The following is a 12,649-nucleotide window of genomic DNA, read 5'->3' as shown; positions in this document are numbered from 1 at the left end:
GGCTTTTGGGGTTAATCTTCCCAAAAATCGGGTTTAACGTTTGTGCCCAACACTGTACAATCACCACATAGCTTGTTCACCACCAAATAGGGTTCTACCGGATTACAGACAGGGGATTCCGTTATCGTATCTATGTAGGCAACATTATCTTGTGCTAGTTCCTCAACCAATGAAACCGGACATGGGTCCATGGCCAGCCCTTCGAAGCAATAGGAGATATGGTTTAGTTTGGGTCGGCGTATGACACAGGGGTCTACGAATGCAGGTTTTTCTTCGCCGGGGAATATATCCTCAAAATCGAAAAAGGTGCGCATTTCACTTACCGTACTGCTCGAAAAATAACCAACTACCTCTTCATTGGTATCGTCCAATGATTTGATATTCCCGTTTATAAAACCGGGTTGTACCCCAGATAGCCCGCCATTACCATTGGCTATTTCACTTAGTTTTTCATAAAAGGCAAAAGCATCGGGCGTGTCTACCAATTGTTTTACCAAAATACTGTAGCGATGGGTAATGATATAGTTGTCTTTGCTAATGAACAAGACCGGAAAACGTTCTACACGGTCTTGGCCGAGTCCTTTGGTACTGAATTGTATGATCCGTTTAGAGTCATCGGCCCCATAACAGGTTTTACGTTCATAGGCCTCCGGTATGGTTTTTAGCTTGAATGTGGGTACGGGAAGGGCACATGGATCATAGTCGGAAAACAAAAATTGCCTATCGACCCATTTGGGGGCAACCACCTTATAGGTTTCCTCGAATTCGTAGCGGTACAGGCCTGAACCGTTAGGGCTACCCTGACCGTCTACAAAAATAGATACCCCATCTTCACCTGAAGGGTTGTTTTCACGCTCGGCATATACGGAAGTGATTTCCGCGATTTCGGGCGTAGTTACCATTTCGGAGGCATATTTTTTACCGTTACCCAGTGTAATCTCCAGTCGGTAAGAGGCCCCCGGCTGCGCACTAAAGGCCGTATTGGAAACATAATTGCCATCGCCAACCATGGTATACGGATAACTGGCATTTTCAGAAACCACCTGTATCTGGGCCCCATTTTCGAATAATAAGGTGTCCTTACCAATCGGGCTGGTCCTGCTAAGCATAACACTATGCCGTTTCATTTCGTTGGTAATGCGGGCATCTACGACCAATAGGCCTTGAGTACCCGTTTCGGTTTCCGGAATAAATTCCTCCAGGCAGGCAGTTATACTCAAAAGCATTAAGAGAATGGGCAAGTAACGTAATGGTTTTATCATCTTCATAAGTGTTCTTTCTATCTATTCAATCCAAAAATCCGGTTTTTTATCGGTGCCTAATACCGAACAATCGCCACAGGGTACTTTTACGACCAAATAGGGCCTTGGGTCATGTAAGGGATAATCTTCGTTTTCTGATACATAGGTGATCAGATGCTCGTCCAGGGCCTCTATTAATGGCGATGTGCCAAGTTGGGGGTGGATCAAGCGAGGTGAAAAATTTGGTATACAATTAATAACGTAAGGCGGTAAGGGGGCGTTTGGGAACATATCGGAATAGTTTACCCAAATACGTTTACTTGAAACCGTACTAACATCAAAAAATCCGACAACGCGTTCGTTCTTATCTTTTTCGGATCGTACATTGCCTTGTAAAAATCCAGGTTGTACCGTACTTAGTAGGTTTTGGCCAGCTTCTTGTTCCTTGAGTTGTTCGAAATAGGAAAAGGAATCTGGGGTCTGTACATATTGGCTAACCTCTATGGTATACCGATGTGAAACAATATAGTTCGTTTGCGGTATAAACCGCACCTCATAATCAACGATCCGATCTTCTGTTAAATGAGCCGTTGTAAATTGTAGTATTTGGCTCGACTCATCATAACCGTAACAAACCCTTTTGTTGGACTGGTTAATTTTTATACCCACTTCATAATTGGGTTTTTCCCTATTGATTACATCAAATTCAAACGGACTCCATTCCGGGGCAATGATCTTATAAGACTCGGCATATTCAAAACGGTAAAAATGCGAGTTTTGCGCCTCACTCCGTGAATTGATAAGTATGGAAATACCCGTTTCACCCTGGGCATTGGATGCAACAACTGCCTCAACAGTTTCCAATTCGGACATAGAAGGCGCAATAACCACTTCGGAAACATAGGTTTTACCATTGGCACGGGTTATGTGCAAACGATAGCTGTTCTGTGATCGTATCCCCCATTCCTTGTCAGATTCATAAATACCGGGAGAGGTTTCATGAAACGCATGTGTGGTCGATCCGTTTTCAACTACCCTTATCTGGGCCCTTATTTCAGGTTGAGGCTCTTGATTCGCACCTAAATTTGTAGTTTGCCATAGGTTGATTTTTTGGGTTTTGATTTGATTGGTAACCAAGGCATCAACCACCAACAAGTTTTCATTTTCAAAAGTGGTTTTAGGCTCAAATTCTTCAACACACCCAAGCAAAACCATACACAACGGTAACAAAAACACGAATGAGAAAATCGGAATCTTTTTCATAGACGTTTCCTATTCAATCCAAAAATCCGGTTTAAATTCACTACCCAATAACCGGCAGTCCCCACATTCCGATTTAACCACATAAAACGGGGGTTCGTGTATATCGTTGAATTCCGAGTTCTCGGCGACATAGGTTATGGTGTGGGCATCTATAGCTTCTATAAGTGGCGAGGTTTGCACGCCCATTTGGTGGGCACCCAAGCTAAACAAGGGTGGCGATAGTACCACTTGGCAATTTACGGCATATGGGGGTAGGGCCTCCCCAGGGAATAACTCGGCATAATTTACCCATATGCGTTGGCGATCTACCGTACTTACATCAAAATAACCAACCACCCGCTCATTTTTATCCGTTTCAGATCGTACATTACCCTGTAAAAATCCGGGTTGGACCGTGGAAAGTAGGCTTTGTCCGCCTTCTTGTTCCTTGAGTTGTTCGCTGAACGTATAGGCATCTGGGGTTTGTACGTATTGGCTCACCTCAATGGTATACCGATGGCTGATTGTATAACTCGATTGTGGTATAAAACGAACCGGGTAATCGACAACTCGATCTTCGGATAGGCTTGAAGTTGAAAACTGAAGGATATCTTTGGATCGGCCGGCACCGTAGCAGATTTCCTCGTTGTTTTCGTTCAGTTTGATGCCAACTTCGTAGTTCGGGTATTCACGATTGATTACATCAAATTCAAACGGACTCCATTCTGGGGCTATTATCTTATAGGCCTCGGAGTATTCATATCTATAAAACTTAGAGTTTTGCGAAGGGTCGTTAGAGCTTACAAGTATGGCCATACCCCGTTCACCTTGGTCATCGTTAGCTGCCACGGCCTGCACTTCTTCGATAATGGAGGGCTGTGGGGCCGTTACATTGTTAGATTGGTAAGACCGGCCATTGCTACGGGTAATATACAGCCTATAAGTTTGCTGGGACTGTACGCCCCAAGCACGCTCCGACTCATAGATCCCAGGCGCGATTTCGTTCAACACAAAGGTGTTCGATTCGTTCTCAACGATTTCTACGTGTGCCCCGGTCTCGGGGACTGGTTCTATTTCTGGCCCTATGTTCGCCGTTTTCCAAAGTCTGACTTGTTGTTTTTTGACCTCATTGGTAACGAGGGCATCAACTACTAAAAGCTGATTTTCGGAGGGGGTATTTTCCGGCACAAATTCTTCGACACAAGAAAGTAGCAGTAGGCAAAGCATACTGAAAAGCAATCTGGATATTTTACGGCCGAAAAACATGTACTGTGCTATTTTACTTCAAAATAGGAGGTCATGGTTACGGGTTTGCCATAATCGGTAAAACCTTCCAAACGTAACTCATAGGTGCCTTTGGCGTCGGAACTGAAAAACTCAATGTTTTCGTCTTGGGCCAAACTTATATGGGTTTTCCAAAAAAGTTGGCGTCTAAAATCCGGTATCCGCTTTTCCTTTTCGGGATCTTTGCCATAAGCTTGTTGGTAATACCTTTTTTCGGGTAATGGCTTGGGGTATTCAGCAGCACTTAGGTCAAAATGGCGAATGATCTCGTTATAATCGCCACTTTTGGTGGTAATGAACAAAGCGCCTTTGTAGGTTTTGCCTCCAAGTTGAAGGCGCTCCCTGGTAAAACCTATCGATTTTACCTTTTCCGCATCGAATTCCAGTACTTTTTTTACATCGAAAACCAAGACCCCATCTATATAGATCAAAGGAGGTAGGTTCACATAACCATCGAATTTTCCTGATTTATAGTTTTCCCTGATCCAAATGGTATGATGCCACTTCTTATCGATTTTTACCCCAACATGGGGTACCACTTCTATCAAACTTTCCTTTACGGTGGGGAAGCGGTTATAATCGTCAAGTAAATAGGTTTCTATCTCATAATTGGCATAGTCGCCACTCACAGGTATTTGGTTCAGGGTATCTTTTTTATCCCCTATATAGGCGTTTTCAATCTGGTTGGCCACACTTCTACTTAAGATCCAGGTCTTATCCGAGGGGCTTACCTTGTAATCGGAAAACGTCAAGTTCTCGAACGAAGGTTTTTTGTCGAGGCGAATATCCGTCAAAACAAGACCTTGTTTGGTGGTGTCGGCCAATTGTACCACTAAACGATCGGTGTCATAGGCTTTTCTGACATAGGAAAAGAACACCCCGGTTTCATTCGTTTCCGACTCCATTACCCCAAACTCGGTCCCGGGCAGGGAAAGTAGTACCTTCTGGTTTTTTACGGGCTCCCCGGTATCTTTATAGGTTACTTTTTTAGCCACCAAAGCACCTCGGGTCTCCGGTATAAATACGAAACTGCCCAATTCGGCATCTACGTATTTTTTTAACTGGCCCCTATTTTGTGCTTTTTCGGTAAAGGCCTGGGTAGGAGGGGCCATTTCAGGGGCTAATTCCCGCACGGAAAGGGTATAACTACCTACGCTCAATTTACTTTTTAATGGTCTCAGGGTCAACGCGATTTTTTCACGAGGACCGTAGTTGCCTTTATTGTTGTCGATCCCAACCAAGGAAGAGGGTATGGCCTCGGGAGCGACAGAAGTAAAAGTGGTATCGTTGGAGGTAAAGTTTTCTGGACTACCTTGGTATGGATTAACAATGACCAAATCTTTTTGGTACAGCTGTTCTATCCCGGCATTGAGCATCCAGTGCGTATAGGCAATAAGTTTATAGTTGCCCGAACCAAAGGAGGTCGGAATGAAAAGTTCCCCTTTGCCCAATCCCTTTTTTAAACGTATACGTTGTTGGATCAAAGATTGCCCTTGGGCATCGATCAATTCGATATAGCCTACCTTGCTAATATCCGACAGCCTATGGGTAACCGCGTTCAAACAATAGATACTAAAGTAAACATATTCGCCCGGCATGGCCAAGCTTGTATTGGTTTGCGCATATATAGTTTCGAGCGGGGTCTTTTTTATACGATCCAGTCCTTCTTGGTTCTGAACGTAGGCCTGGGCCTGGGTAGACACGGACCATAAGAGGATTGCACCAAAGAGTAGGCCTACCCTTTTTATTTTACCGAACCCTTTGAAATTTTCTAAAAGAACCATGGGGCATTAAAATTTGATGTTATAACTGATGGAAGGTACCGGAATAGCAAAAATTGAGCTTTGGTACGCCTTGATTTCACCGTCTTCGGTGACAAAGAAAACCGAATAGGGGTTGTTGCGGCCTAAGACGTTATAGACCGAAATGGTCCAGAAGCTATGGGTAAGCTTTTTAATACGGTGGTTACCCTCTATATTCAAGCCAATATCCCATCTAAAATAATTCGGGATCCTGAATTCGTTGCGATTGCTATAAAGAACATAATCGGCATTATTGAAACGGTACGACCCGACCGGGTAGGTTACGGGCCTTCCGGATTGGTAGATCAGGTTGGTCGATAGGCTATAGCGGTTGGTAACCTTATAATTCGCCACCAGGCTAAAATCGTGGGGCTTGTCATAATTGGTGGCAAAAAACTCGCCGTTGTTAATCCGTTCTACACTGAACTCACTATCGAACTTTTGCAAGGAACGCGAATAGGCATACCCCAACCAACCGTTAAGGCGACCGCGGTTCTTGCGTAATAAAAATTCAACCCCATAAGCTTTGCCATCGCCTTGTAAAACTTCTTGTTCTATGGTTTCATTCAGTAAAATATTGGCCCCGGTCTTAAAATCGGTGATATTTTCCGAGGTTTTGTAATAACCCTCCAAACTGAGTTCGTATTCATTTTCCTTTAGGTTTTTGTATACACCCAAAGAGTATTGGTAGCCCAGTTGGGGTTCAATATTGTTATCGGACAATTTCCAGGTGTCTATGGGCGAGACCGTGGTATTGTTACTTAAGGAATGAATATACTGATAAGCGGTGTTGAAACCGGCCTTTATAGAGAGGTCGGGTTGAATAAAGTAGCGGCCCGAAACCCGAACTTCCGGTCCATTGTACGATTGGGCCACTTCATTTTTATCGTATTCGGTCTCCCCGGTTAGGGTAGCATCACTGAGCGGAAGACCAGGGGCGTATTCCCGGGTAGTGGTTTCGCCCAAAAAGGCATAAAATGAATACCGCAGCCCAAGATTAAAACTCAATTTAGGTGAAACATTATAGGTGTCACCGATATAAAGGGCCCCTTCAATGGCCCTTTCCTTGGGAATATGTAAAGGGGTTACCTGCGATTCATTACCTGCAGGGTCTATACCTCCCGGATTGATATCGTAGAGTTTGGCGGCAATACCGTAGTTGAAGCTATGGTCTTTATTGTGAAAGTAGTTCAGGTCGTATTTAAACTCCGTTTCCGTTACATCGTAACCCAGGTTGAAATCGGTGTTCGCCTGGCCATCATAATCGATACCGAATTGATACTGGCTGTTGGTCACATGAACTTTTCCGGTATGCTTTTCATTGAATTTATGGTCCCACGATAGGGAAAACAATCGGTTACTGTAATTGTATAGCGAGTCGTTGGTAATACTGAATTTATCCTTGCTGTAATAGGCCGATCCCCTTAAGGTATGGTTGTCGTTTATTTTATGGGTGTATTTGGCGATCATGTCATAGAAAGAGGCTTCACTGTTTTTAAGCTGCTCGTCGTCCACCACTTTCAGAATCCAATCGGAATAGGTGGTACGCCCTCCAACTATAAGGGATGCTTTGTCTTTTTTAATGGGTACCTCTAGGGCAATATTGCTGGTTACGGCGCCTATGGAGGCTTCCCCTTTTAGCTCGTTCATATTACCGTCTTTGGTGGTAATATCGAATACAGAAGATAGGCGCCCTCCGAATTGTGGCGGAATACTACCTTTATAAATATCGACCCCTTCGGTAGTAAACGGGTTCAAGGCTTGGAAAAAACCAAAGAAGTGGGTCGGGTTATATACCACCCCATCGTCCAATAGAATTAGGTTTTGGTCTGTTTTACCCCCCCGGACATTAAAACCGGAAGCACCTTCCCCGGCATTACTTATTCCAGGAAGGGTAGTCGCCACTTTCAAAATATCGCGCTCACCCAAAACCAGAGGGATGTTTTTCGATTCTTCAGAATTAATTTGATTGGTACCTGTATTTACATCCTCAACGTTTTTAATAGCTTCAGCCTCCAGGATTACTTCGTCTAATTGTTCCAAGCTCTCATTAAGGGCTAGATCCAATACTCCGGAATCATATACGATCAATCTGAATTTAGTGTCTTGTATACCCATGGCCAGGGCTTCCATTTCATAGGTGCCTTTATTCAATAATAGGCTGTACGTTCCATTACCTGAAGTTATGGTACGCTTTCCCGTGCCTTTAGCACGTAACACCAAATCCGCGATGGGTTCGCCGGTCTTGCCATTAATTATTTTTCCCTGTACGGTAAAAGGCCCATTGCCATTGTCCGCTTTAGATTTTCCTACCCGCATGGTCTCTAGGCTCTCCGTCTGTTGGGTGTTTTCAAAATCGTAGAAAATAGGTGCTACGGACTCCGCTTTAACCACCGTATTCGAATTCCCCGTGCTTTGCAACTCCTTAAAAAAACCATTGGGCAATTCGGTGTACACGATATTGTTGCGTAGTAAAATAACCTGGTTCGCATCTTGTAAATAATAATTGAGCTCCGTATTGGAGAATAATCGTTCAAGAAAATCAGTTAATGAGGCATTGGTAGTTTCAATACTGACCTTTCTGCCCTCGAGCCAGACCGGATTAAAATAAAAACGATACCCATAGGTTTCCTCCAAATCTTCGATAATGGTAATGATGGAGGTGTTCTCATACTTCTTGGTAATCCCATTTACTTGTTGCCCCATTGACAATTGAAATGAAAAAACGATAAGAACAAGAATCCTTAAGATGCCGTTATGAGATAGGGTCCCAGTGCATCTTTCCGAAGCTAAGTTTTCCAAAAGTGAATTATTTGAGTTGGCATTTGACGCCACTGAAAATAAGTATAATTCTTGATAATCTTTCTAAATAAGGTGAAAAGAGTGTAAATGCTAGGATAAATAACAAACAAACATATTTTTGATGTCAGAAACCTGCGCTTTAATGGCTCCGTATTTTCTGATTTTATTGTTGGGAGTATAGGAAAAGGGTTAAATTGATGAATTTGTGAAGTTTGACTATGAATCGCAAGTATATATATGCCTTGACCGGTTTAAGCATAGCTGTGTTGTTTTGGTTGGTCGAAAACGTTTGGCTTACCGAAACCTATGTGCCGCACCATTCCAGTGAGCCAGGTACGGAAATTCACAAAGATTACCTACCAGTTACCCCAAAAGGGCAACTGGTGGGGCATAAACACTATTGGTTGTCGTATAACGAGGCCCATGAGCAGGCCAATTGGGTGGCCTATACCCTAAAAAAGAAGCATCTGACCTACGATGATCGTAAACGGCCGTATTTTATTGAAGACCCCAAGGTGAAGACCAAATCGGCCGATTGGCGTAATTATAAAGGTTCGGGTTATGATAGAGGGCATTTGTGTCCGGCAGGCGATCGCCGTTTTTCCCTTGAGGCCTATAACGAAACCTTTTATACCAGTAACGTTAGTCCGCAAAACAGGGAGTTCAATGCAGGGGTTTGGAACCGTTTGGAGCAGAAAGTACGGTATTGGGCCAAGGCATATGGTGAAGTTACCGTGATAACGGGTGGCGTTCTTAAACCAGGTTTAAAAAGCGTTGGTGATGAAGATGTTTCCGTACCACAGCATTTTTATAAAATTGTGGTGCGCGGAACGGATAAGCAAACCAAAACGATAGCGTTTTTAATGCCCAATAGGCCTTCGGAAAAACCACTGGCTGCTTTTGCGGTATCTGTAGATCGTTTGGAAGAACTGACGGGAATCGATTTTTTTGCCGCAATGGATAACGATCTCGAGAACCGTTTGGAGTCGCAGGTAGAAAGAAAAACTTGGAAAAAGCTATGATTCCCCATAAATAGGAGCAGAAAAAGAGAAAAGACGTATCTCAGTAATTATTTTTCGTTATGTTATTCCCTTTTCGATTGAAACCGTCAACTACCGGATAGTGAAGTTAATCCTTACCATTCGTTCATTCGGTTACTGTCCAGTTTTAAGAAAATGAACAACAACAGCGTAAAACCCAATAAACCGGAACCTCCGTAACTGATAAAGGGTAGGGGGATACCAATGGTTGGCAACAATCCGATTACCATGCCGATATTGATCAAGTAGTGGATGAACAAGATTGATACCACCCCATAGCCATACATACGACTAAAATCGTTTTTCTGGCGTTCGGCCAAAAAGACCAATCGCAATAATAATAGCGAATAGAGAATTACCACTAGGGCGGTACCCATAAAGCCCCATTCCTCACCAATGGTACTAAAGATGTAATCAGAATGTTGTTCGGGCACAAAATCACCCTTGGTACGGGTGCCTTCGAGAAATCCTTTCCCGGTAAAACCTCCCGATTCTATGGCCTTTTCGGACTGATAGGTATTGTAGCCTATGGTCTTTCGGATTTTTTCAAGTTTTGCCGGGTCTTTTTCCAGGCGAAGCCACAAGCTAAAACGATCACGGTGGCGTTGTTCGAATACGTTATTGAACACAAAATCAACCGATAAAGAGAATAATACGGTTACTACGAAAATACCAATGACGTAAAGAATCGGTATTTTTTGATTCTTCCGTTTTAATAGGTAGATCAATGCAATGATGAGTCCCAGTGCTATGGCGATCCAAATGGTGCCGAACATAAGTGTAGCGGCGAAGACTAGAATACCGCAAAAACCTACCAAAAGATATATGGGGGAAAGGCCTTCACGGAATAGCACGAATATTAATGAAAAATACACCAAGGCACTACCAGGGTCGGGTTGGGGTATGATCAAAAAGGCCGGAATCAGTATGATCAAGAAGGCATAGAGTTGGTGCCTTGGGTTCCGAATATCGGTCTGTATGTCACTGAGGTATTTGGCCAAGGCCAAGGCTGTGGCCGCTTTGGCGATTTCGGAGGGTTGCAGGTTAAAAAAGCCTAGATTGTACCAAGAGGTGGCCCCGGCAATGGTTTTACCAAAAATAAATAGGCCGATCAATAAAACCAAGGAGCCTAAATAAGCTAAACTGGAAAAACGTTCATACAAACGGGCCTCTAGGGCCAATACCAGTATGATCAAACCAATACTGGCCCCGATAAAGAAAAGTTGCTTACCATGAAAGCTACCGAAATCTACCAAAGAAACCTCGGTGTTTTGAAAGGTGCTGGAATATATGTTTATCCAACCAATGGCGACTAAGGCCAAAAATATCAATACCGAAAGCCAATCGATTCTTTTGGCTGATCCGCTACCAGACATATTCATTTATTTCAAAGGGTTGGCCACTAAAAGGTTTGGCGTATTCGTGCTCAAGTGTCTTGGTAAGCATCTTCTTCTCCAAATCTTTTCGGCTTACCTCACCTTTTATGTATTTTTCTATAAGTAGCGATGCAATGTGCCCGGCATAACGGGCTCCATAATATCCATTTTCAATATAAACCGCCAAAGCGATTTTAGGGTTTTCTACCGGTGCAAAAGCTACGAAAACGGAATGGTCGGTCAACTGGGTCTTAACCCCATCGATACGGGTAAAGTTTTCTGCGGTACCCGTCTTACCTGCGATATCTATGCCGGGTATTTGTATCCACTTGGCCGTACCCCTACGATATACATTGGCCATGCCTTCGACAACTGGTCCAAAATGCTCGCGATCTATGGTGGTGTATTTCGGAATCGTATAATCGGGAATGTCAATATCTTTTCCGTCGATTTGTTTAATGATATGTGGCGTATGGAAAAAGCCCCTGTTGGCAATGGCGGCGGTAATATTGGCCAATTGGATCGGGGTGGCCAAAACTTCGCCCTGCCCAATGGAGTTGGAGATAATCGTCGAAGAGGCCCAACGTCCATCGCCATACCAGCGGTCGTAAAATTTGGAGCCTGGAATATGACCGGGGCGTCCTGTGGGTAGATCGTAGCCCAGGTAATTACCTAGTCCAAAACTTTTGATATGTTTTTCCCAGGCCTCTTGTCCGGCATCGGTGGTGGGGAATTTATCGTAGATTTTTCGAAACGTACCCGCAAAATAAGCATTGCAAGATTGTTCGATACCAGAAACCATGTCTCTACGTCCACCACCACAATGGCATCCTCTTTTGGTCTTGCCCACATAGAACCCGTTATAACAGGTAAATCGGGTGTCTGGTGTCATTACCCCTTCTTGCAAGGCTACCAGGGCATTCAATGATTTAAAGGGTGAGCCGGGAGGTTGTTCCGACAATAAGGCACGGTTATAGGTTGGTCGGGAAATGGAATCGTTGTGTAATTTGGTGTAATTGGGCGATTTTAGACGGCCAACCAAAAGGGCTGGGTCGTAGGTAGGACCGGAAATTAAGGTGAGTATTTCACCAGAACTGGGTTCCAGGGCTACGATACCACCACGTTTGCCTACCATTAAACGTTCGCCATATTCTTGAAGCTCCTTGTCGAGCGTGATCCTTATCGATTTTCCGTGTTCCGGTAGGGTATCATAGCTTCCGTCTTTAAAAGGGCCAATGTCACGGTTAAAACGGTCCTTTTGGATGTGTTTTACCCCTTTTCGGCCACGCAATACATCTTCATACGATTTTTCTACCCCCGTCTTACCAATCAATTCCCCGGCCACATAAAAACGGTTTCGTTTTAGGTCGGCATTATTCACCTCTGAGATATAACCCAAAACATGGGCCGCCGATGGCGTATCGTATAGCCGTAAGGATCGCTTCTGAATATAGAAGCCATCGTATTTACGCATTTTCTCCTGCAAGGTGGCATAATCTTCCCGCGATAATTGAGGTACCAATACCGAGGGCAAACGTGGTGAGTACCTCCGAGCTTTTTGCATGGTCTTTACAAAAGTAGCTTTATCAATATCGAGTAATTTGCAAAACTCCAAGGTGTCCAAGGGTTTTACTTCCCGGGGTATGACCATAACATCGTATGCCGGTTGGTTGGCCACCAAAAGGGCACCGTTTCGGTCATAGATATAACCTCGTTCCGGATAGTCGAAAATCTTCTTTACCGCCGTATCATCCAATACCTCTGGTGAAAAGCGGATAAGTTGCAGATACGACAGCCTGCCAATGAATACGAAACCCACCAGTACGATAATCGAGGAAAGTAAAATCTTCTTCATGCCTACC

The 12,649-nt window shown here is 43.9% G+C and carries 8 protein-coding genes; 1 reads left to right on the top strand and 7 read right to left on the bottom strand.

The window, feature by feature from the left end; all coding sequences use genetic code 11:
* Positions 1 to 11: 11 nt before the first annotated feature.
* The 5 genes from B7P33_RS07665 to B7P33_RS07645 are packed head-to-tail and all read right to left on the bottom strand — an operon-like array spanning position 12 to position 8,275.
* On the bottom strand, positions 12 to 1,268 hold the full coding sequence (locus B7P33_RS07665) for a DUF4249 domain-containing protein (protein WP_097441396.1): 1,257 nt from the start codon (positions 1,266 to 1,268) through the stop codon (positions 12 to 14).
* Positions 1,269 to 1,283: 15 nt separating this feature from the next.
* Positions 1,284 to 2,504 carry a DUF4249 domain-containing protein gene (locus tag B7P33_RS07660; RefSeq protein WP_097441395.1) on the bottom strand — a complete coding sequence of 407 codons (1,221 nt, stop codon included), beginning with the start codon at positions 2,502 to 2,504 and terminating at the stop codon, positions 1,284 to 1,286.
* 9 nt (positions 2,505 to 2,513) lie between these two features.
* Positions 2,514 to 3,710, bottom strand: a complete 1,197-nt coding sequence (locus B7P33_RS07655; RefSeq protein WP_216359367.1) for a DUF4249 domain-containing protein — start codon at positions 3,708 to 3,710, stop codon at positions 2,514 to 2,516.
* 47 nt (positions 3,711 to 3,757) lie between these two features.
* Complete coding sequence (locus tag B7P33_RS07650) at positions 3,758 to 5,551, bottom strand: hypothetical protein (RefSeq protein ID WP_097441393.1); 1,794 nt, start codon at positions 5,549 to 5,551, stop codon at positions 3,758 to 3,760.
* A gap of 6 nt (positions 5,552 to 5,557) precedes the next feature.
* Positions 5,558 to 8,275, bottom strand: a complete 2,718-nt coding sequence (locus B7P33_RS07645; protein WP_097441392.1) for a TonB-dependent receptor — start codon at positions 8,273 to 8,275, stop codon at positions 5,558 to 5,560.
* 314 nt (positions 8,276 to 8,589) lie between these two features.
* On the opposite strand from B7P33_RS07645, the gene B7P33_RS07640 reads away from it, so the two are divergent.
* Positions 8,590 to 9,393 carry a DNA/RNA non-specific endonuclease gene (locus B7P33_RS07640; protein WP_097441391.1) on the top strand — a complete coding sequence of 268 codons (804 nt, stop codon included), beginning with the start codon at positions 8,590 to 8,592 and terminating at the stop codon, positions 9,391 to 9,393.
* A 113-nt stretch (positions 9,394 to 9,506) separates the two neighbouring features.
* Here B7P33_RS07640 and rodA read toward each other — a convergent pair whose 3' ends face one another.
* Together rodA and B7P33_RS07630 are read right to left on the bottom strand one after the other, a co-directional pair.
* Positions 9,507 to 10,787, bottom strand: a complete 1,281-nt coding sequence (gene rodA / locus B7P33_RS07635) for a rod shape-determining protein RodA (protein WP_097442270.1) — start codon at positions 10,785 to 10,787, stop codon at positions 9,507 to 9,509.
* Positions 10,777 to 12,642 carry a peptidoglycan D,D-transpeptidase FtsI family protein gene (locus B7P33_RS07630; protein WP_097441390.1) on the bottom strand — a complete coding sequence of 622 codons (1,866 nt, stop codon included), beginning with the start codon at positions 12,640 to 12,642 and terminating at the stop codon, positions 10,777 to 10,779. The genes rodA and B7P33_RS07630 overlap by 11 nt, the downstream gene beginning before the upstream one ends.
* Positions 12,643 to 12,649: the final 7 nt, after the last annotated feature.

Source organism: Sediminicola luteus (genome assembly GCF_002514735.1).
In the GTDB taxonomy this organism is placed as follows: Bacteria; Bacteroidota; Bacteroidia; order Flavobacteriales; family Flavobacteriaceae; genus HQA918.
This window is presented reverse-complemented; position numbering and strand designations above follow the sequence as displayed.

Coding starts and splice junctions, on each gene's coding strand:
- B7P33_RS07665 (WP_097441396.1), bottom strand. CDS start 1,268: ATGAAGATGATAAAACCATTACGTTACTTGCCCATTCTCTTAATGCTT.
- B7P33_RS07660 (WP_097441395.1), bottom strand. CDS start 2,504: ATGAAAAAGATTCCGATTTTCTCATTCGTGTTTTTGTTACCGTTGTGT.
- B7P33_RS07655 (WP_216359367.1), bottom strand. CDS start 3,710: ATGCTTTGCCTACTGCTACTTTCTTGTGTCGAAGAATTTGTGCCGGAA.
- B7P33_RS07650 (WP_097441393.1), bottom strand. CDS start 5,551: ATGGTTCTTTTAGAAAATTTCAAAGGGTTCGGTAAAATAAAAAGGGTA.
- B7P33_RS07645 (WP_097441392.1), bottom strand. CDS start 8,275: ATGGGGCAACAAGTAAATGGGATTACCAAGAAGTATGAGAACACCTCC.
- B7P33_RS07640 (WP_097441391.1), top strand. CDS start 8,590: ATGAATCGCAAGTATATATATGCCTTGACCGGTTTAAGCATAGCTGTG.
- rodA (WP_097442270.1), bottom strand. CDS start 10,787: ATGTCTGGTAGCGGATCAGCCAAAAGAATCGATTGGCTTTCGGTATTG.
- B7P33_RS07630 (WP_097441390.1), bottom strand. CDS start 12,642: ATGAAGAAGATTTTACTTTCCTCGATTATCGTACTGGTGGGTTTCGTA.